Origin of the sequence: uncultured Ellagibacter sp., from assembly GCF_934617235.1 — a bacterium.
Taxonomy (GTDB): domain Bacteria; phylum Actinomycetota; class Coriobacteriia; order Coriobacteriales; family Eggerthellaceae; genus Ellagibacter.
On the sequence record NZ_CAKTTZ010000010.1, the window covers coordinates 36,917 to 55,578 of the forward strand.

19 protein-coding genes are annotated in these 18,662 nt (G+C 60.7%); 7 read left to right on the top strand and 12 right to left on the bottom strand.

Annotated elements, in window-relative coordinates:
- Positions 1–6: 6 nt before the first annotated feature.
- Entirely contained in the window at positions 7–897 is an 891-nt protein-coding gene (gene pdxS / locus Q0G85_RS03370) for a pyridoxal 5'-phosphate synthase lyase subunit PdxS (RefSeq protein ID WP_297154712.1), read from the top strand.
- 40 nt (positions 898–937) lie between these two features.
- On the top strand, positions 938–1,558 hold the full coding sequence (gene pdxT, locus Q0G85_RS03375) for a pyridoxal 5'-phosphate synthase glutaminase subunit PdxT (protein WP_297154714.1): 621 nt from the start codon (positions 938–940) through the stop codon (positions 1,556–1,558).
- A 177-nt stretch (positions 1,559–1,735) separates the two neighbouring features.
- Here the strand turns inward: pdxT and Q0G85_RS03380 are convergent, their stop codons facing one another.
- The 9 genes from Q0G85_RS03380 to Q0G85_RS03420 all read right to left on the bottom strand — a co-directional run bounded on the left by Q0G85_RS03380 (position 1,736) and on the right by Q0G85_RS03420 (position 12,502).
- A complete protein-coding gene (locus Q0G85_RS03380) occupies positions 1,736–1,924 on the bottom strand; it encodes a 4Fe-4S binding protein (RefSeq protein WP_158049141.1) in 189 nt (62 codons plus the stop codon).
- A gap of 359 nt (positions 1,925–2,283) precedes the next feature.
- Complete coding sequence (hypE, locus tag Q0G85_RS03385) at positions 2,284–3,306, bottom strand: hydrogenase expression/formation protein HypE (RefSeq protein ID WP_297154716.1); 1,023 nt, start codon at positions 3,304–3,306, stop codon at positions 2,284–2,286.
- Positions 3,307–3,489: 183 nt separating this feature from the next.
- A complete protein-coding gene (locus Q0G85_RS03390; protein ID WP_297154718.1) occupies positions 3,490–5,982 on the bottom strand; it encodes a molybdopterin-dependent oxidoreductase in 2,493 nt (830 codons plus the stop codon).
- On the bottom strand, positions 5,982–6,602 hold the full coding sequence (locus Q0G85_RS03395) for a leucine-rich repeat domain-containing protein (protein ID WP_297154720.1): 621 nt from the start codon (positions 6,600–6,602) through the stop codon (positions 5,982–5,984). Before Q0G85_RS03395 ends, Q0G85_RS03390 begins: the two co-directional genes overlap by 1 nt.
- A 29-nt stretch (positions 6,603–6,631) precedes the next feature.
- Positions 6,632–8,335 carry an ABC transporter permease gene (locus Q0G85_RS03400; RefSeq protein ID WP_297154722.1) on the bottom strand — a complete coding sequence of 568 codons (1,704 nt, stop codon included), beginning with the start codon at positions 8,333–8,335 and terminating at the stop codon, positions 6,632–6,634.
- Positions 8,335–9,120: a phosphonate ABC transporter ATP-binding protein gene (gene phnC, locus Q0G85_RS03405; protein WP_297154724.1), complete on the bottom strand. Its 786-nt coding sequence runs from the start codon at positions 9,118–9,120 to the stop codon at positions 8,335–8,337. Before phnC ends, Q0G85_RS03400 begins: the two co-directional genes overlap by 1 nt.
- Before the next feature lie 52 nt (positions 9,121–9,172).
- Positions 9,173–10,252 (bottom strand): PhnD/SsuA/transferrin family substrate-binding protein, encoded by a 1,080-nt coding sequence (locus Q0G85_RS03410; protein WP_297154726.1) that lies wholly within the window; start codon positions 10,250–10,252, stop codon positions 9,173–9,175.
- 189 nt (positions 10,253–10,441) lie between these two features.
- Positions 10,442–11,215 (bottom strand): DUF2703 domain-containing protein, encoded by a 774-nt coding sequence (locus tag Q0G85_RS03415; protein ID WP_297154728.1) that lies wholly within the window; start codon positions 11,213–11,215, stop codon positions 10,442–10,444.
- Between the two features lie 243 nt (positions 11,216–11,458).
- On the bottom strand, positions 11,459–12,502 hold the full coding sequence (locus Q0G85_RS03420; RefSeq protein ID WP_297154730.1) for a methyltransferase domain-containing protein: 1,044 nt from the start codon (positions 12,500–12,502) through the stop codon (positions 11,459–11,461).
- Between the two features lie 309 nt (positions 12,503–12,811).
- Here Q0G85_RS03420 and Q0G85_RS03425 point away from each other — a divergent pair, with 309 nt between their 5' ends.
- From Q0G85_RS03425 to Q0G85_RS03440, 4 genes are all read left to right on the top strand, one after another.
- On the top strand, positions 12,812–13,987 hold the full coding sequence (locus Q0G85_RS03425) for an ABC transporter substrate-binding protein (RefSeq protein WP_297154732.1): 1,176 nt from the start codon (positions 12,812–12,814) through the stop codon (positions 13,985–13,987).
- 79 nt (positions 13,988–14,066) lie between these two features.
- Positions 14,067–14,855, top strand: a complete 789-nt coding sequence (locus tag Q0G85_RS03430; RefSeq protein WP_297154734.1) for an ABC transporter ATP-binding protein — start codon at positions 14,067–14,069, stop codon at positions 14,853–14,855.
- Positions 14,855–15,886, top strand: a complete 1,032-nt coding sequence (locus Q0G85_RS03435; RefSeq protein ID WP_297154736.1) for an ABC transporter permease — start codon at positions 14,855–14,857, stop codon at positions 15,884–15,886. The genes Q0G85_RS03430 and Q0G85_RS03435 overlap by 1 nt, the downstream gene beginning before the upstream one ends.
- Positions 15,887–15,914: 28 nt before the next feature.
- Entirely contained in the window at positions 15,915–16,619 is a 705-nt protein-coding gene (locus Q0G85_RS03440) for a DUF5714 domain-containing protein (protein ID WP_297154738.1), read from the top strand.
- 174 nt (positions 16,620–16,793) lie between these two features.
- On the opposite strand, the gene nikR is transcribed toward Q0G85_RS03440, so the two are convergent.
- Both nikR and Q0G85_RS03450 read right to left on the bottom strand, forming a co-directional pair.
- Complete coding sequence (gene nikR / locus Q0G85_RS03445; RefSeq protein WP_297154740.1) at positions 16,794–17,216, bottom strand: nickel-responsive transcriptional regulator NikR; 423 nt, start codon at positions 17,214–17,216, stop codon at positions 16,794–16,796.
- A 12-nt stretch (positions 17,217–17,228) separates the two neighbouring features.
- Positions 17,229–17,483 carry a dynein gamma chain protein gene (locus Q0G85_RS03450; RefSeq protein WP_296059321.1) on the bottom strand — a complete coding sequence of 85 codons (255 nt, stop codon included), beginning with the start codon at positions 17,481–17,483 and terminating at the stop codon, positions 17,229–17,231.
- A 125-nt stretch (positions 17,484–17,608) separates the two neighbouring features.
- Here Q0G85_RS03450 and Q0G85_RS03455 point away from each other — a divergent pair, with 125 nt between their 5' ends.
- Positions 17,609–18,073 (top strand): hypothetical protein, encoded by a 465-nt coding sequence (locus Q0G85_RS03455; RefSeq protein ID WP_297154742.1) that lies wholly within the window; start codon positions 17,609–17,611, stop codon positions 18,071–18,073.
- 390 nt (positions 18,074–18,463) lie between these two features.
- Here the strand turns inward: Q0G85_RS03455 and Q0G85_RS03460 are convergent.
- Positions 18,464–18,662 (bottom strand): hypothetical protein (locus Q0G85_RS03460; protein WP_297154744.1); only part of this gene is annotated, 199 nt, incomplete at its 5' end.

Sequence of the window (18,662 nt, forward strand, 5' to 3'; positions counted from 1 at the left end):
TAGGAAATGTCTGAACCGCAAACCGCAGCCGAGCGCGTTGCATTGAACCGCCAGCTCGCCCAGATGCTCAAGGGCGGCGTCATCATGGACGTCACCACGCCCGAGCAGGCGCACATCGCCGAGGAGGCCGGAGCCTGCGCCGTCATGGCGCTCGAGCGCATCCCCGCCGACATCCGCGCAGCGGGCGGCGTGTCCCGCATGAGCGACCCGAAGATGATCAAGGGTATTCAAGAGGCCGTTTCCATCCCCGTCATGGCGAAGTGCCGCATCGGACATTTCGTCGAGGCGCAGGTGCTGCAGGCCATCGATATCGACTACATCGACGAGTCCGAGGTGCTCTCCCCCGCCGACGACACCTATCACATCGATAAATCCCAGTTCAACGTGCCGTTCGTGTGCGGCGCGCGCGACTTGGGCGAGGCACTGCGCCGCATCGCCGAGGGAGCCACGATGATCCGCACGAAAGGCGAGCCGGGCACGGGCGACGTCGTTCAGGCCGTGCGCCACATGCGCATGATGAACGCCGAGATCCGCCGCATCCAGAACCTGCGCGCAGACGAGCTGTTCGAGGCGGCCAAACAGCTGCAGGTGCCCGTTGACCTGGTGAAGTACGTGCACGAGAACGGCAAGCTGCCCGTCGTGAACTTCGCCGCCGGCGGCGTGGCGACCCCCGCAGACGCCGCGCTCATGATGCAGCTCGGCGCCGAGGGCGTGTTCGTGGGATCGGGCATCTTCAAGTCAGGCAACCCCGCCAAGCGCGCGCAGGCCATCGTGAAGGCCGTGGCGAACTACACCGACGCCAAGCTCATCGCCGAGTTGTCCGAGGATCTTGGCGAAGCGATGGTCGGCATCAACGAGAACGAGATTGCCCTGCTCATGGCCGAGCGCGGCAAGTAAGCGGCCCCTCGAACGTCGATATCGCCTGAAAGGTTTGCATATGGGAAAGAAAGTTGCCGTCCTGGCAGTTCAGGGGGCGTTTATCGAACACGAGCGTACGCTTTCGAAGCTGGGATGCGAATGCGTTGAGCTGCGGCAAGGACCCGACGTCCGCCAACCCTTCGACGCGCTCGTGTTGCCAGGCGGCGAGAGCACGGTGCAGGCGAAGCTCCTACGCGAGCTCGGCATGATCGACGAACTGCACCGCCGCATTGCGGACGGCATGCCCGTCATGGGCACCTGCGCGGGGCTCATCCTGCTCGCGCAAACCGTCGAAGAGGGCATCCCCGCAGCGGGCGACCCCACGGCGGAAGTGGTCGGAGGAGACGTCGCGCCGGGTGCTTTCGGCACGCTGCCCGTCACGGTGCGACGAAACGCCTACGGGCGTCAGCTAGGCAGCTTCCACACAGAAGCACCGTTTTCGGGCATCGAGGGCGACGTTCCCATGACGTTCATCCGCGCGCCCTACATCGCCGAAGTCCACGAGGGTGCAACACCGCTCGCCACGGTCGACGAGCGCATCGTCGCCGTGAGGGCTAAAAACCAGATCGGCGTAGCCTTCCACCCTGAACTCGACGATGACCTGAGGATTCACGAGCTGTTCGTGAGCCTCATCGGGTAGGCGGGACGCCCTGTGCGCAGAGAAGCCACCGCCTCTGCGCCCTTCCCCTGCCGTTTGAAAAAGCGAGCTGCACACGGAAAGGCCGCCGCGCAGCCCTTCTTCAATGAAAGCCCCATAAACAGAAAGGCCGGCTGCCCGATTGGACAGCCGGCCTTTTTCTCGCTTTGTCTGCGAGGTTTATTCCTCGACAACCTCGGGGATAGCGCCCATCGGGCACTCCTCGACGCAATCGCCGCATGCGATGCAGTTGTCCTCGTTCACGGGAGCCGCAACGCCGTTGACGACCTCGAGAACCTCCTGCGGGCAGGCGTCAACGCAAATGCCGCAGCCGATGCACTCATCTGCATCAATAACCGGGTGAGCCATGTCAAACTCCTTCTCGTCTCATTCAGATGAAAGCGAATCCCGACGCCCTCTCACGGCTGACCACCGCACGGTCGGGAAACTACTGCCCGAAAAGATACCATTGCAGCCGTTAAATGCAAGGGAAATCAAGCGTTTTTCAGGGTGCGGCGCGAATTGGCACCAAGACGTTAAGATGCCCAGAAAAAATCGGACACGCCTGACGGCGCGCCCGATGATTATTCCCCATTTCGGGAGAAAACGCTCCTTTCCGCTCGAGAATCGCTGGAGAGCGGGTTCGCTTGAGGAATTCGCCAGAGGGGCTCACCAGCAAGAGCCCGAAGAGGGAGGTTCACCAGCAAGAGCCCGCTGTCAAGAACCTGCTAGCAAATGCGCGGAAGCTGCTCTCCCACTAACATGTCGAGGATGCGCTTGCCCCCGAAGGCCGTGCGCAGATAGACCTTCGGCCCGCGCTCGGGCTGCATCTCGCTCACCTCGCCGATGATGGCCGCGTCTGCGCCATACTTGTTCGCCCGCATGGCGCCAAGTGCAGCTTCTGCTTCCTCAGCAGGGACAACGCACACCATCTTGCCCTCGTTCGCCACCTGGAGCACATCGTAGCCAAGCATCTCGCAGGCCCCGAGCACCGCATCCTTCACAGGCACGGCATCTTCCTCGACAGTAATGTCAACCTGCGCCTGGTCGGCGAATTCGTTGAGCGTCGACGCCAAACCGCCGCGCGTCGGGTCGCGGAAGCAGCGCGTGTTCGGCGCCGCTGCGAGGATCTCGGCAATCATATGGTTCAGCGGAGCGGCGTCGCTTTGCAGGTCGGCCGAGAAGCTTAAGCCCTCACGGCAACTCATGATGGTGATGCCGTGATCGCCCAGCGTGCCACTGACGAGCACCTTGTCGCCCGGCTTGCAGTGCTCGCCGCCCAGACTCACTCCTTCGGGCACCGCGCCCACGCCCGCGGTGTTGATGAACACACCGTCGCCATGTCCGCGGTTCACCACCTTCGTGTCGCCCGTGACCAAGCGCACTCCCGCCTCGCGCGCCGTTTCGGCCATCGTGGAGCAGATGCGCTTCAAGTCGGCCATAGGATAGCCCTCTTCAAGAATGAAACCACAGCTCAGATAGAGTGGACGGGCACCCGAAGTAGCCACATCGTTGACCGTGCCGCAAATCGCGAGCCGCCCGATGTCGCCGCCGGGGAAGAACTGAGGCGTCACGACGAAGCTGTCGGTGGAGAAGGCCAGGCGTTCGCCGGGCGCGAGGGCGGGCAGCACCGCCGCATCATTGCCCTGTAGAAGCTCATCGTTTCCGTAGGCCTCGTAGAACACCTCGTCGATGATGCGCTTCATCATCGATCCGCCGCTGCCGTGTCCGAGCATCACTTTCTCGTCCATGAGGACTCTCCCTTGCCTTGCCGCCCGCAACGCGTCCATCGCGCGCGGGAAAATCGTTCGTTTGCCCCATCATACGCCAGAACGCACGGCGGGGACGCGATTGCCACCTGGATGGAAGGCAAACAGCAGAAACGGGGGGCGTGGCGAGGTAGCACGCAAGCCCACACGCGAAGAGCGCGAACTCTATGCGCGCTCGATGCGCACGCGGGTGAGTCCTCCGTGACGCGCCGTCGCGCCGCTTGCGCGTTCCCATTCCGCCGGAATAACCTCGTTGTTGTTGCCCCCGCGCGGAACGCCTTGCTCGAAGTCGCATGTCGCCACGTGGCCATACGCCCAATGACCCTGCCCGTAGCATTTCACGATTACGCCTGGGAGCGTGCCCGACCACGCCTTCGCGCGCACGATGATCGAGCCCTCAGGCGACGACACGCGAACCATATCGCCCGAGCGAAGGCCAAGCCGCTCCATGTCGCTCGGGTGAATCTTCGCCACATCATCTCCCGCCTCATCCCCGGGATCGAGCTTCTTCAGCTTGTGGTAGAGCGGGGCATTCGCCGAGCGGCCCTCCAGATTGACGATCGAGCGATGCTGGGAGAACACGAAGGGGAATTCGCGCTCGCTTCCTTTGCGAACAGGCATTTCACAATGTGGCACCAAGCTCTTGCGCCCACGCGCCTCATACCCAAGCGACGTCGCCGCCCCTTCGGAGGCAAGTCCGAAGGGGCGAGCATGCTCTTCGAACGCGCGGCGGAGAGCGTCGCTTTCAAATTCGAAGCGCCCTGATGGCGTAGGGAGAGGCGAAGGGTCTTCGCCTTCGCGCCTGCCGCAGACGGGGTCAGTTTCCCAGATGCCCTTCGCGAGGAAATCCCTCCAGGCGCCTTCCGAAGCACCCGCACCGTTCCCACCACCAGATCGCCAGAACGGCAGAGTCATCGCCTTGAGCACGTATTCGGCGAGCTCATCCCCCGACGTCGGCGCAGCGCCCGTACAGGGATCGACGCATTCGTGCTGATAGTAATCGAGAATGTTGGGAAACCCACGATAGCTGAGTTTCTGCGCCAAGGCGAAGGCGACGCCCGCTTCGTCATTACGCGACTCACCGAAAGCGTCGACGCAAGGCTGCTCGAGAACAATCGAGGAACGCCCGTTCTGCCGACAACGCGCAAACCCCCACGTCTCGAAAAGATGATGGCGCGCAGGCAGCACAATGTCCGCAAATTGGGACATCTCCGAGATATGAGTCGTCACATGCACGAGAAACGGCAGCTTTTCGAGCGCGCGCTCCCACCGCGAGACGCCCGTACACGAAAACGGGAAATTGCACCAGTAGGCGACAAGCGTATCGATGTCGCCGCCCTCGATGACCTCCGGAATAAGGTTCGCGACCGGAGCACGATGCGCACGACCCGCCTTCGCGCATAAGAAATCCTCCCGCTGGGGAACATCGACACGAAGCAGCGAGCATGCGCGACGAGCCTGGTCGTCGCGATACGGCTCGGTGCTGGGAAGCTTCTCGACAGGAAGCGAGGGAAACGAGAGCACGCCGCCTTCCGCACCGATCGACCCGGCAAGACCGTTGAGCGCATAGCACGCCATCCCGGAATAGAGGCCGCGAGCCGACATGGCAACACCTGGGGAAATCCACGACACCGCGCGCTGGCCAGCCCCCGCGAACGTGCGCGCCATCCGCACGATAATCGATGCAGGGACACCGGTTGCGGACTCCGCCCATTCGGGCGTCTTGTCGAAAAGTTCCTCATTCCACCACGAGCAGACGCCGCGCGTGAATCGTTCCTGAAAAGAAGCCCCATCCACTTTGCCTTTGAGCTGGGCCGCCTCGGCAAAGAGGTTCCTTCCATCCTCGAAATCCCCAACGTAGTCGCGGTTCCAAAGCCCTTCGGCGAGAATCACGCGGGCGATGGCGGATGCGAGGGCACCATCGGTCCCCGGGATAACAGGAACCCAGCATCCCGCGCCGGAGTGATTATCTGCGAAGGGATCGCAAATCCCCGAGCCACCAGAGCCCGCTCGTTGCGCCCCCTTTTCAACAAGTTCGGCCGTCATCGAGCGGCGCGGGTCGACGACGAACATCGGCACACCGCGACGAAGCGCCTCGGGAAGAGCGCGCCTGGCATGTGCCTTCTGACGGTTCGACGCGACAGGGTCGGCGCCCCACAAAATGGCGCATTCCAGATGTTTCCAGTCGTAATCGTGGTAGTCGTAGACCCCATCCATCACGCCCGTTGCCAGCTTCTCGGCATCGGCGCAGATGGAGTCGTGGTTGAAGCTGTTCGGCGTACCGTAGATCTCGGGGAAGGCGCGCGTCAGCACCTCGTTGATACCCGTCGAGCGCCCCTTCGCAAGGGCAAAGCGCTCCGGATGCCCCGCGCGACGCAAGGCCATCATCCGATCAGCTATCTCATCGAGCGCTTCGTCCCAAGTCACGGGTTCGAACTCGGGGTCGACCCTGCGGCCCTTTCGAGGGCTGCGACGGCGCAGCGGCGTCGCCACGCGATCGGGGTCATATTCCTGCTCGAGGGTTATCGCGAGAGCCGGGCACACGCCCCCGCCTGTCGCCGTGCTCGCATTGTTGCCGCGCACTTTCACCGCACGACCATCCTCAACCGTCACCTTCACAGGACAGTTGGACAGGCACCCCTGACACGTCGATGCCACTACCCTGCGCATGGCACGACCTCGATCGCGGGGCAGTTGGCAAACGCGTCAGGCGCGATGTAGTCGAGCGCACCAGCCGAGCGAACCACTTTCAAACGCGAGCAGCCTGCGAAAACCTCAGATTCCAGAGAGCGCACCCCCGCGGGAAGGGCAACTTCCTCAAGCGCCGCGCAATCCTTGAAACAGCGCTCGCCGATCCAATTCACGTTTGACGGGAGAGCAATCGACCGAAGCTCGCCGCATTTGCGAAACGCCTCGTTTTCCATCACCTCAAGACCCTCAGGCAAAACGACTTCCCCCAGGTGAAAGCAGCGAAGGAACACTTGCTCGGGAAGGGTCGTAAGCCGTTTAGGAAGACGAGCCTCACGCAGGTCGCGACACCCGCGAAACGCAGCAGCACCTATCGCCTCAAGCGATTCGGGCAACGAAACGCGCTGCAAGTGCACACACGACGCGAACGCCTGGCTTGCCACCTCGACGACGCCCTCGGGCAGCACGACTTCGCGTATGACATCATTGTTGGCGAACGCGCGATGAGCGATAACCGTCACACCATCGGGCACGACGACGCTTTCCCCATCGCCTGAATAATGCGTCAATGTCAGTTCGAATGATTCCATGCGGCCATCTTACCCGAAAAGCGACGTGCCTAGCGATGCACGATGAAGCGCTTGCGCAGCTGCGTGGCGATTATTTCCAACGTGACGGAAACGGCGAGGCACAGGTAGATGATGAGCCCCATCTCATGCCAGTTGAACATGTAGTTCGCAACGATGTAGAGATAGTAGCCGATGCCGCCCGAGCCCGCGATGGCGCCGACGGTGACCGCGCCGACGAAGTTGTTCTCGAAGCGAATGAAGATCCACGACAGTATCTCGTTGAGCTTGTCGGGGAAGACCCCGCGCGCGACCTGCTGCCACCACGTTGCGCCCGTCGCCTTGAGGGCCTCGAGGGAGCCCTGGTCAACTTCCTCGAACGCCTCGGAGAAGGCCTTCGTCAGGAAGGAAACGGTATGGAACATCATGCCGATGACGGCGGCCTCGGAACCAAGTCCGATGGCAACGGTGAACACGAGCACCCAAATAATTGTAGGAACCGAACGGATGATGGCCATCACGGTCTTGATGATGTTGCTCACAAGCTTGTTCGACAGGTTGCTTGCCGCAAGCAGCGACAGCACGAGCGCGATAAGCGCACCGCCCGCCGTCGCCAGCACCGCGATGCAAAGGGTGACGGCAAGCCCCTCGAACATGTCGGCCCAGGTGTAATTCGAAAGATAGGGGGACAAGAACATAAGCTTGAAGTATTCGACCAGGTCAGATGCCGCCTGCAGCGTATTGGCGGAGCCGTAGCCCATGTTTGCCATCGTGTAGGTCGTCGCGACGGCAAGGAAAACGGCGAGCGCGGCAACCACCATGCCCGACGTCGTGCGGACGCGCACCTTGATTTTCCCCCGCGAGACGCGCATCTCGCCCGATTGGCCGTCTGGAGCGCCGATACGGCGACGCACGAAGTTGGAAACCGCCTCGACGACGATCACGGCCACGGCGATGCAGATGATAACGAGCCCAGCCGTGGGGTACTTGAACGTGCGGTAATACCAGTTGAACACAAACCCGATTCCTGTGCCCGTGAGCATGCCGACGAGCGTCGCGTCTCGGAAGTTCGTCTCAATCATGTAGAGAACCCAGCTCACCACCTGGGTCAGGCTTAAGGGGAACACGCCGTGTACGATGACTTGGAGCTTCGACGCCCCCGTCGCTTTGAGGGCCTCGATCGACCCCGCATCGGCCTCGTCGATCGTCTCGATGAAGGCACGCGTCAGGAAGCCGAGGCTTTTGAAGAACAGTGCCAGAAAGCCGGTGAATTCCGCCTGCTTGAAGGAGAAGAGCAGAATGAAGCCCCATGCGACGGTCGGGATGTTGCGGAGCACCGTCGCGAACGCGCGGATGACCATCTGAACAGGGCCGCCGACGCCCGAGACGCGCGAAGCGATGACAGCCAGGACGAACGCGATGATAGCGGCAAGCGTACCTGCGGCGATGGCGTCCAAGATAGTCATGGCGAGCGCCGAGGCAATCTTTTCCATCTGGTCGAACGCCTTGGCATTCGGCATGAATTGCTCGACGAACCACACGAAACCGCCCGGAAAATCCTTCGCTGCGTCGAGAAAGCTGAAGTCGATATGGCCGCCCGCGACAAACGTCACCGCAAGGAAGGCGATAAGGATGCCCGCATAGGACGCATGGCGTTTGGGGAAGAACAGCGGGTCAGGCGTCGCCTTCCCCGTGCCCGCGGGCGATTCGACGGCAGAGCTGCACCCAGCGCATTCGCGCTTCTTGAAAAGGGTCATCAGCAGCACTCCGCGGTCGAGCTCGAGGGATCCTCCTCGCCATAGACCGACGCAATGATGCCCGGGGTCAGATCATTCGGCGCGCCGTCGAAAACGAGCCTGCCGCCCGACACCGCAATGATGCGGTCGGAGAACTCGAGCGCGTATTCGACCTGGTGAAGGCTGACCAGGCAAGCGATGTCCCGCTCGTCTGCGGCCCAGCGCAAATGCTCCATCACCGTTCTCGATGATTTAGGATCGAGGCTCGCGATGGGCTCATCGGCCAAAATGAGCAGTGGGTCTTGGACCAGTGCGCGGGCAATGCCGACGCGCTGCTTCTGGCCACCCGAAAGCTGGTCAGCCCGCATGTATGCGCAGCACCCGAGCCCCACGCGCTCAAGCGCATCGAACGCCGCGCGCTTTTCCTCTTCCGTGAATATGCTAAGAGCGCCCATGAGGGAATTCTTGTAGCCAAGACGCCCCTGAAGAACGTTCTCTATCGCCGTCGATCGATAGACCAGGTTGTACCCCTGAAAGACCATCGCCATGCGGCGGCGGATCTCGCGCAGCGCACGTCCACGAGCACTCGTCGCTTCCTTCCCGTCGAACACGACAGAGCCGGAAGTCGGGTCGATCAGGCGGTTGATGCAGCGCAAAAGCGTGGACTTTCCCGCCCCTGAGCTGCCGATCAGGGAGACGAATTCCCCCCGCTTCAAGGAGAAGGAGACGCCATCGAGTGCTTTTAAGGAGCCATCGTAGCTTTTCGTCAGCCCCTCGACCTGAAGCAATGTTTCAGTCGCACCCACCGGAGCCCCCTTCCCTTTCAGTCATGCCCTATCCAGTATGCGGCATTCCGCGCTATTCTTCGCCGATGAGCTTGCGGAAGTCGTCGTAATAGGAGTCGTCGGCCGGGGTGAAGGTGACCTTGCCCGTGGTCTGCTTCCACTTGGTCACGGTGTCCTTGTCGCTCGGATCCTTGAACAGCTCCTTGTTGCCGGAAACCGCGTCGGAGCACATGTAGTCGATGACCTTCTTGTTCATATCCTCGGGCACGTAATCGGTGTTCACGACGAAGGGAACCGCGGGAACGGGCAGCGACGACACGCAGCGCAGCTTCACACCGGCGTACTTGTCGAGCGGAGCCTCGAGGCCGGATTTGATCTCGTAGAGCGCGCCGAGCTCGCCGTTTTCGCCCTCGATGACGTTGTAGTTGTTCGCGGCGCCGGTGTCGTCGCACGCGCAGAAGTCGGCGTCGCCGGTGAGCACGTTGTAGATGGAGTTCACGTGGCTGCCGCCGAAGAGCACCGTGTTGAAGAACTTGCCCGACTCGCCAAGCTCCTCGGAGTCGGAGATGCCGAACTCGGTCGCGAGCGCGATCGAGGGGATGACGTAGCCGGAAGTCGAGGAGAGCTCGACCCAGGACATGTTCTTGCCCTTCATGGCATCCTGCGTAAGCTCGTAGGAATCACCCTTCTTGTACTTGTCGGCGTTTTCGTCGAGCACGAGGATCTGGGAATGGTAGGAAACCTGGTTCAGCTTGCCTTCCCCGTCGGAGAGGACCCAGGCAACCTCGACAGCGGGGTTCTTCTTGTGCAGCTCGACGTACTCCTTGGCACCGAGCGAGGCGTAATGGGCCTTGCCCGAGTTCACGGCTTCGATGCACACGTTGTAGTCGGTGGTGGTCATCGGCTCGCAGGGCACACCCGCGCCTTCCGCCATCGCTTCGGCGATGAGGTCGCGCATGTTCTCGTACTTTCCTTCCGACGCGCCCGGTTCCCAGGCGAACACGAGTTTCTCGGGAGCTTCGACCTTCTTGTCGTCGGTCTTGGCGTCGGTCTTGGAATCGCTTGAGGAGCACCCGGCCAAACCAGCCATGGCGCCCACTGCCGCCACAGTACCTGCCGCGACGAACTGACGGCGGTTGAGATTGAGTTCCATTTAGCTTCCTTCCTTATTTTTCTTCAACATACAACACGGGTGCGCATCGGCTGCACACCCGCATCATTAAGGTTTATTCTACTACATTGAACCCTCTAATAATAGATAGTGTCCAATAATGTATGATTCCACTCCGAAGATTTCGGGGACCGAAAGAAGTCTGCGAGCCGACCGCCCGCGGACAGCCTATCAGCAGCTCGACGAGGAGGATTCGCTACCGTCGCCGCAACAACTGTCGCCTTCGCCCTGTTCAGCGCGCTTCTCCGCATCCTTCTTGCGCTTGCCCGCGAAGAATCCGGCAAGGTTCTCGGGCAACTCGTAGGGCTTATCGGCACCAGGCTCGGCAACGCGGCCCTGGAGCACAACCTCCATGATGCCGCGCACAAGCAGATCCGTCGGCGGCACCTCGTAGTACGTGCCGTTAAACGGGAACAGGCGGCACTTGACATCGTAGTTGGCAATGTCGCTGCAGCAGTCGCAGTCGTTTTCCTCGATAGAGGGGCAGATGTCGACGTTGTTCACGCGAACGGTCGGCGAGCTGTAGAAGTTGTACTGCTCGGCAAGCCATTCGCTGTCGACGTTTACCGAGTTCAGCGTGATGTCATAGCCGCATGCAGCAAGCACGGGGCGGCACAGCTCGACCGCGCGCTCGACACGCTTGTCGGCACCCTGGCAACGTTCGCACACAGTGAGGTCGAGGTACAAAAAGTCGACGACGACCGTTTTCTTGCGCCCAGCATAAACATCATCGGAGCAGCTGTAGGCCGCATCCGAGCTGTAGGGCGGAAGAATCGCCGATTCCGCTGCGGGCACAGGTTCGGGCTGCCACTGATCGAATGCGACAATTGAGCGCTCGGCGGGCTGGTTGCACGAGCACCCGCCTGCTGAAGCCTTGCCTTTTCGAGCGCGCTTCGCTGCTTGGGCGAGCTTTCCCAACTTCTGCTTCTTTTCCTTCTTGGACATGAATCCCCCTTCATGGATGGAGCGACTTCTAGGTTTGCCCCATCATACGCCAGAAAGTGCGGCGGGGCACAACTCGCCACAACCGAGCAGGGAAACATCAGATGCGAGCGCGTGGGGACGCGGAGGACAACTCGTTCCGACTAGCTTTTCGAGTACTTCTGGACAAAAAGTGGCGTTTAAGCGGGATGGGCGCACCCGCTCTCTCCCCGACCAGCTCACCCATATCGATAAAGAGCGTAATCGCTAGCAGCAGCCACCACCGCAGCAGCCGCCGCCGTCAACCGAGGGGGCGTTGCCGCAGCCCTCGTAGGGGCCGAAATGGATGGAGCGGTCGCCGTAAACGGTGAAGTACTTGCCGAAACGGGTGTCCTGCACGTAGCTGCAGGAGTTGCCGCACACGTCGAGGCGCAGATCTTTGAAGAAGCGATGGTGGTCATCAAGGTCGAAGTAGTTCTCGCACCCTTCGATACCGCCGCGGTAAATGGCGGTCTGACCGTATTGCTCGCAAATGTCCTCCAGCGTATCAGGCAGCTTGAAAGCGCGAACCGTGCGCGAGCTGAACTGGATGTTGCCCACGAGCGCCTCGACCTCGGGATTGTCGATAGTGGCCGCCGACGAGCTCATGTAGCGGAAGTCGACCCAGCCCACGCGCGCCATCATGCGGCGGAAGTCCTCAACGTACATCGCGCCGCCGAGGCACTCGCCCAAAAGGATCGGGTTCTCGTTGATTTCCTTCGGAACGCGACGGTCGGCGAAGATGTCGGCAAAGTAGAGCTCGCCGCCGATCTTGAGCACACGCCAAATCTCCCTGAAGACCTGCTCCTTCATGGGCGACAGGTTGATAACGCAGTTGGAGATGACCACGTCGACCGACCCATCGGGGATAGCGGAAAGATCCTCGATGTAGCTCTCGACGAACTCGACGTTGTCGTAGAATTTCGCGGCCATTTCAGCCTGATGGCTCTTGGCGAACGCAAGCTGGTCGGGGTTCATGTCGACGCCGATGACCCGGCCCTCGGGCCCAACGAGCTTGCTCGCCAGGTACACATCGCGTCCGGTACCGCAGCCCAGATCGAGCACGGTGCAACCCTCAAGCGCAGGCGGAAGCGGGCTGCCGCAACCGTAGAAGCGGGAGGTGATCTCCTCGGGGATATCCGCCAAGACATCCTTAATGTACTGGGGCAAGCTATCGGTGCCGCAGCTGCACGTATGGGTGACCATCTCGCCGCCGTTATCGACGGACATCTTGCTGTAGTATTCCTTGACCTGCTCGCGAATGTCGCTCATATTTCAACCTTTCTTGTTAATCCTAGGCTACTGCTAGACTATTGCTGAACCATACGCTTCCAATGCAATTATTGTCAATTGTCTTATAGCCACCATCCAACTGAAAACAGCTTTATCCCTATTGCTCAACTATGATTAACAAGCTAAGTAAATCCGAGTTACTTACTAGTTTTTTCCCAGCTCATTCGCAACCTATTCAAGGAAAAATGCGACACTTTAGACTATTGTCACTAACCCAATACTCGCTTGTGTGCTATATGTGAACTACGTCTTTATAGGGGACATTCCAACAAATCAAGGAGGAACCGCATGGCCCAACTTATCGACAACCTTTCCCGTCGAACCTTCGTTAAGGGCGCTGCTGCCGCAGGTGCACTCGCCGGCATCGCCGCCCTCGGCGGATGCGCAAGCGAGCAGAAGACCGAGGACAAGTCCGAGGCGAAAACCGAAACCCCCGAGAGCAAGTACGACAACACGCTTTCGACCGACACCGAAGACCTCAACATCGTGCTTTTGGGCAAGGACTCGAAGATCGCCGCCATCATCTTGGCCCTCAAGAAGGGCTACTACGAGGAGGAGAAGCTCAACGTCGCCACGCAGACCGTGTCGGGCGGCTTCCCCGAGGCAATGCCTGCGCTCTCCAACGGCACCGCCGACGTGCTCCCCTTCGGCTCCATCCCTTCCTGCACCTACATCGGACAAGGCGATGACCTGGTCATCTTCGGCGGCACCGTCGCCGACGGCTCCGAGTGCGTCACGCTTATCGAGAACAAGGACTCCTACAAGAAGCCGGAAGACTTCAAGGGGAAGAAGATCGGCTGCTTCCGCATGGAGACCGGCCACATGATTACCAAGAGCTGGCTGCGCCAAAACGGCATCGAGGACGGCAAGGACGTGGAGTTCATCCTGCTGGAAAGCTCTGCCGCCGAAGTTGCCGCAGTTGAAAACGGCGAAATCGATATGTGCTTCGTGAACAGCGGTTACGGCTACGTCGCCACGCAGGGCGGCAAATGCGCCGTCGCCTTCCGCCCCAACGAGCTGACGGGCAAGGAGTTCCCCTGCTGCCGCCAGACCACGAACCGCAAGGCATTCGAGGAGAAGCGCTCGGCGCTCATCAAGTTCGAGATCGCCAACCTGCGCGCGATTTACGACATCGAGAACGACCACGCGGGTACCATCGCGACCATTGTGGAGTACTCCGGCCAGCCCGAGGAGTACATCGAGAACATCACGTACGGCAAGGGCGATTACGTCGCCGCGATGAAGTTCGAGATGGACCCCTACACCGATGACGTGAAGGTGTTCTACGGGGACATGATCGACAACGGCGACATCGACGACACCAACAAGGAGCTCATCGTCGAGCACATGGACTCGACTATCTACAAGGCGGCCCTCGATGCGCTTATCGAGCGCGGAGAAAACAAGGCCTTCTACGAGAAGCTCGTCGCCGAGTACGAAAAGCACAACACCCTGGGCATTTAGCAGCCCTTCCCCCCGCGCGTGCCCGCGGTCCGATTCGCGGGCACGCGCGCCTTCCCATCCGATATCGCGAGGGAGCTCTATGCCTGCTATCTCATTCAAGAATGTAAGCTACTCCTACGTCGACGGCAACGAGTCGTTTTTGGCGCTTGAGAACATCGACCTCGACATCGCCGACGGCGAGTTCGTATGCCTCATCGGTCATTCAGGGTGCGGCAAATCAACCCTATTGTCCCTGCTCGCAGGCCTGTCGATGCCGACCGCAGGCGAAATCTTCATCGACGGCGCGCCCGTTTCGGGCCCCGGCCCCGACCGTTCAATCGTGTTCCAGAGCTATTCTCTGTTCCCCTGGCAGACCGCCCTTAAGAATGTAACGTTCTCGATCCGCCAGACGAACAGGAACGCCACCAAAGAGCAGGCGAAAGCACACGCACTCGAGCTGCTTGCCCAGGTTGGCATGGAAGACGCAGCGAACCGCTACCCCTTCCAGCTCTCGGGCGGCATGCGCCAGCGCGTCGCGATTGCCCGCGCGCTCGCCATCGACGCGCCCACGATGCTTCTTGACGAGCCTTTCGGGGCGCTCGACCCGCTTATCCGCGGCAAACTGCAGGAGCTGCTTCTGCGCCTGTGGAACGAAGGCGAAGGCTGCTGCAAGACGGCGGTGTTTGTGACGCACGACATCGACGAGGCGCTTATCCTCGCCGACCGCATCGTCTTCATGGAGCCCCGCCACATCACGCGCGAATTCATCCTGCCGAAAGACCGCGTCCGCAACAGCGATGCCATCGTGGAGGATGCACGCCTGCGCGACATCAAACGCGAGGTCATGGAGCTCTTCGACGCCACCGCAACGGGAAAGGAGGACCGCTGATGCCATTCGGAAGAAAGTCCGTCGCAAACGATTCCCGTCCTGCCGAGGCCGCAAGCAAGATCGCTGTCGAGCACGCTGCAAAGCGCGACGAGCAAGCGGTGCCCATCCAAACGAAAAGCTTTGCGCGCCAGGTGCTCACCGTGTCGTTTATCCTGGCAAACGTCCTGTTCATAGCACTTCTCGTCGTAATCGCCGTCCCTGGCAAGGTTCACCCGAAGACAAGCGTCCCCTTCTACGTCGCTACAGGGATCATCGAGGCGCTCTTCCTTTGGCGCTACTTCGCAGGCGGGCGGAAGCGCTCGACGTGCCATATCGTCATCGTCGTGTTTGCGCTGCTCATCGTGTGGGAAATCGTATCGACCGACCTGAAGCTCACGCATCCGGTGCTCATTCCCAACCCCGAGAACGTGTTCGCCGTGTTCCCTGCACGCTGGGAAGAGCTGCTCAAGAATGTGACGTCGTCGATGATCCTCCTCGCGGAGGGCTTCATCACCTCGCTTATCGCCGGCAACATCATCGGGCTATTCGTCGGCTGGATGCCGAAGGTGCGCGAAGCGGTGTACCCCATCGCCCACGTGCTCGCGCCCGTGCCGGCCATCGTGTTCGCACCGTACCTCGTGATGCTTTTGCCCTCGTTCAAAGCCGCAGCCGTCGCCGTCATCTTCCTCGGCATCTTCTGGCCCACGCTTCTGAACACCATCCTGCGCGTAGAATCCCTGGACAAGCACATCCTCGACTCGGCGCGCATGATGGGGCTCTCCACGCCGACGATGATCTTTAGGGTGCTGCTGCCGTATCTGTACCCCACAGTTGCGACCGGCCTGAAAACGCAGCTGCCAACCGCCATGTTGATGCTGGTCATGGCCGAGATGTATGGCGCCACGAGCGGGCTTGGGTACTTCGTCATCAACTACACGAACTACGCGAACTACACGAACGTCGTCGCGGGCATTATCATGGTTGGAATCGTTGTCACCATTTTGGACTTTCTGGTCGGGCTCCTCGTCCGCAAGACGGTGAAGTGGAGCTAGCCTGATTGGGACGAGAGAGAGGAAGCGTATGTCAGCTGGAAAAGGGATTTGCCTGGTATGCGGGGAACCGCTTGCCTATTTCGAGGAAGCGCAGGAGGTCACCTGCCAGATTTGCGGAAAGAAGGAGACGGGGCATTCCGTCTGCGTGGCGGGCCACTACGTCTGCGATGCGTGCCATCGCGCGGGCGGGGTCGAGCACATCATGGCCGTATGCCGCGAAACCGACTCGAAGAACCCCATCCGCATCGCGCAGAAAATCATGGGCGACAAATCGATCTACCCGAACGGGCCCGAGCACCACACGCTCATCGGGGCCTCGCTCATGGCAGCCTACAAAAACGCCGGCGGCGACATCGATTTGGACAAGGCGCTCGCCGAGCTGCAGAAACGATCGCTGCTTGTGCCGGGCGGCACCTGCGGGTTCTGGGGCACATGCGGCGCCGCGACGAGCGTCGGGCAATGGTGGTCGATCGTTTCGGGCTCGACGCCCATGACGCGCGACCCCTGGGCGCAAACGCAACGTTTAACCTCGCGCATCTTGGGGAAGTTGGCCGATTTGGGAGGCCCGCGCTGCTGCAAGCGCACGGGATTCACGGCGATTCTCGAGGGTGTCGCTTTCGCCAAGGAAATGCACGGCGTGGAAATGGAGGTACCTGAAAAGGTGACCTGCGCGTTCTACACACGAAACGCCGAATGCCTTAAGGAAGGCTGCCCGTTCTACCCGAACAAGTAATTAGCGCGAACAAGACGAAACGCCCAGGCTTGCGACCAATCGAGCCGCCAACCTGGGCGTTTCGCGCGTTTTATTTCTTTGTGGGAACCTTACGGGAGCCCTTTGCAGGGGCTTTCGCGAGCGCCCTCCGAGGCGCCCTTCGAGGGGACTTTGCAGCCCCCTTCGCCAGGACCCTTACAAGCCCTCGCCCGCAGTGGTAACAACCAGGCGACCGTTCTTCACGCCTTTCGTGCCGAGAATCAGGTTCGCGATGGTCTGCACGAGTCCAGTCTCGCCGCGAAGGATCACCACTTCCAAGCAATGATGCTGGTCGAGGTGCACATGGAGCGTCGATACGATGTTCCCGAAGTAATCGTGCTGGATGTTGTGCAGCTTTTCCTGCACGTCGGACGCATGATGGTCGAAGACGATCGTCAGCGTGCCCATCACTTCCGTGCCAGGCGTCGCACATTCGTCCTCGACAAGGGCGTCGCGCACCAAGTCGCGCACTACCTCGCTGCGATTCTTCGCCAAGCCGCGACGAGCGACCAGCTGGTCGAAGCGCATCAAAAGCTCCTCGGGCATTGCCACCGAGAAGCGCATGAGATCGTTGCTCATGATAGACGCCGATTACACGAGGTTGACGGTAACACCGGGAGCGTTTTCCGCGTCGTCTTCGAGCGCGTCTTTCGCCTCGTCGAGCATGGCGCGCACGTCATCGAGGAGCGCCTGCACGTTGTGGAGCTTCTCGTTCGTCTGCGCGAAACCCGCATCACCCGCCTGGTGGGCAAGCGTGTGCGCCCAGCGACGCTCCAGCTTGATGTGATCGTCGATCTGATCGATCATCTGGGAGAATTGACCCGTGTTAATCCCGTTCGTGCACATAAACAGCCTCCTTCATCGCACCGGAGGAATAGGCGCACCTTGCGCCTATTCGCAAGCCCGGAACTTTGTTTCTTGCTATCATGCAATCTGGTATACCCCTTTATGCCATACAACATGGGAGCGATGTGAAAGAATCCACAGAAAGTAACATTTACGAGACGAGTGGCAGACTCGTATGGGACCTGTACGCCGATTACGTGTCGGGATCCCGTACGACGCTCGTTTGCGCATGCAGCTCTCAGAGGCCAAGCGAGGCGGCAAAGCATGCCCTCGAAAGCTCGATGGCCGCCCTCGGGTACGGCAACGCCGTGGCCTTCGTGACCCTCACCGCCGATGACATTACGCTCGAGGATAGCGACCTGTTCACCCTTGTGGAAGGAATCGACCCGCTTGTCCTCGTGACGGCAGATGCCGCGGCGGCAGCGCGACTCGCGCGCGCCTATCGGCAAAATGTCCCCGTCGATAGCGCCTGCCGCATCTTCTGCCGCAACGCTATCGCATTTCGGGACTTAGAGCACATGCTTGAGACCCCCGAGGGGAAACAACGCGCCTGGGCGTTGTTTAAAAAGCTCCCCCGCCTGGGGAAATAGAAGAAATCTCACTCGAGCGATTTTCCACAACGCCCACCGCAGTCCCTTTGACGAGCGAGGTTCCTTCCCGCACGTGCTTCCAACAAGCCGCCCGCGAGGGGAGCTTCTTTCGCTCGCGCCCCTGCGCCCCTGCGCCCCTCCGCCCCGAGGGCACCGAGGCGACTTTCCCAAAAACGAGAAAAGGCCGCGGGGGAGGCGGCCTTGTTCTCGGACGAGTGGAGTGAGGAGAAATCTTTGGAACGATGAGAAGAATAGCCCTTTAATTATTCCACGTCAAGGATATATTTATCCTTGATAAGATATAGGACACATCGGGCCGAAGCGTCCCGCAAATGCCAAGACGCTTCGGCCTGCAGACAGCCCGCAGAGCAGCCCTCAATCCCCTCTTCCCTACAGAATGCCCAGATCGAATGCATTGCGCAACACCATCGCCACACGTTCGCGCGCGATGGATTCACCAGGGACGAGCGCGCGGGTTCCGTCTTCAAGCTCGTAGCCCTTAACGAGCTCCACATGAAGCGCCCAGGCCGCAGCGGTCCGCGCCCACGCCGAGATGTCGTCGGCATCGATGATGGACTCAAGCGACGAC

What these genes read in the sequence shown, in the direction of transcription:
- pdxS (WP_297154712.1), top strand. Translation starts at nt 7, where the DNA reads ATGTCTGAACCGCAAACCGCAGCCGAGCGCGTTGCATTGAACCGCCAG.
- pdxT (WP_297154714.1), top strand. Translation starts at nt 938, where the DNA reads ATGGGAAAGAAAGTTGCCGTCCTGGCAGTTCAGGGGGCGTTTATCGAA.
- Q0G85_RS03380 (WP_158049141.1), bottom strand. Translation starts at nt 1,924, where the DNA reads ATGGCTCACCCGGTTATTGATGCAGATGAGTGCATCGGCTGCGGCATT.
- hypE (WP_297154716.1), bottom strand. Translation starts at nt 3,306, where the DNA reads ATGGACGAGAAAGTGATGCTCGGACACGGCAGCGGCGGATCGATGATG.
- Q0G85_RS03395 (WP_297154720.1), bottom strand. Translation starts at nt 6,602, where the DNA reads ATGGAATCATTCGAACTGACATTGACGCATTATTCAGGCGATGGGGAA.
- Q0G85_RS03400 (WP_297154722.1), bottom strand. Translation starts at nt 8,335, where the DNA reads ATGACCCTTTTCAAGAAGCGCGAATGCGCTGGGTGCAGCTCTGCCGTC.
- Q0G85_RS03410 (WP_297154726.1), bottom strand. Translation starts at nt 10,252, where the DNA reads ATGGAACTCAATCTCAACCGCCGTCAGTTCGTCGCGGCAGGTACTGTG.
- Q0G85_RS03415 (WP_297154728.1), bottom strand. Translation starts at nt 11,215, where the DNA reads ATGTCCAAGAAGGAAAAGAAGCAGAAGTTGGGAAAGCTCGCCCAAGCA.
- Q0G85_RS03420 (WP_297154730.1), bottom strand. Translation starts at nt 12,502, where the DNA reads ATGAGCGACATTCGCGAGCAGGTCAAGGAATACTACAGCAAGATGTCC.
- Q0G85_RS03425 (WP_297154732.1), top strand. Translation starts at nt 12,812, where the DNA reads ATGGCCCAACTTATCGACAACCTTTCCCGTCGAACCTTCGTTAAGGGC.
- Q0G85_RS03430 (WP_297154734.1), top strand. Translation starts at nt 14,067, where the DNA reads ATGCCTGCTATCTCATTCAAGAATGTAAGCTACTCCTACGTCGACGGC.
- Q0G85_RS03435 (WP_297154736.1), top strand. Translation starts at nt 14,855, where the DNA reads ATGCCATTCGGAAGAAAGTCCGTCGCAAACGATTCCCGTCCTGCCGAG.
- Q0G85_RS03440 (WP_297154738.1), top strand. Translation starts at nt 15,915, where the DNA reads ATGTCAGCTGGAAAAGGGATTTGCCTGGTATGCGGGGAACCGCTTGCC.
- nikR (WP_297154740.1), bottom strand. Translation starts at nt 17,216, where the DNA reads ATGAGCAACGATCTCATGCGCTTCTCGGTGGCAATGCCCGAGGAGCTT.
- Q0G85_RS03450 (WP_296059321.1), bottom strand. Translation starts at nt 17,483, where the DNA reads ATGTGCACGAACGGGATTAACACGGGTCAATTCTCCCAGATGATCGAT.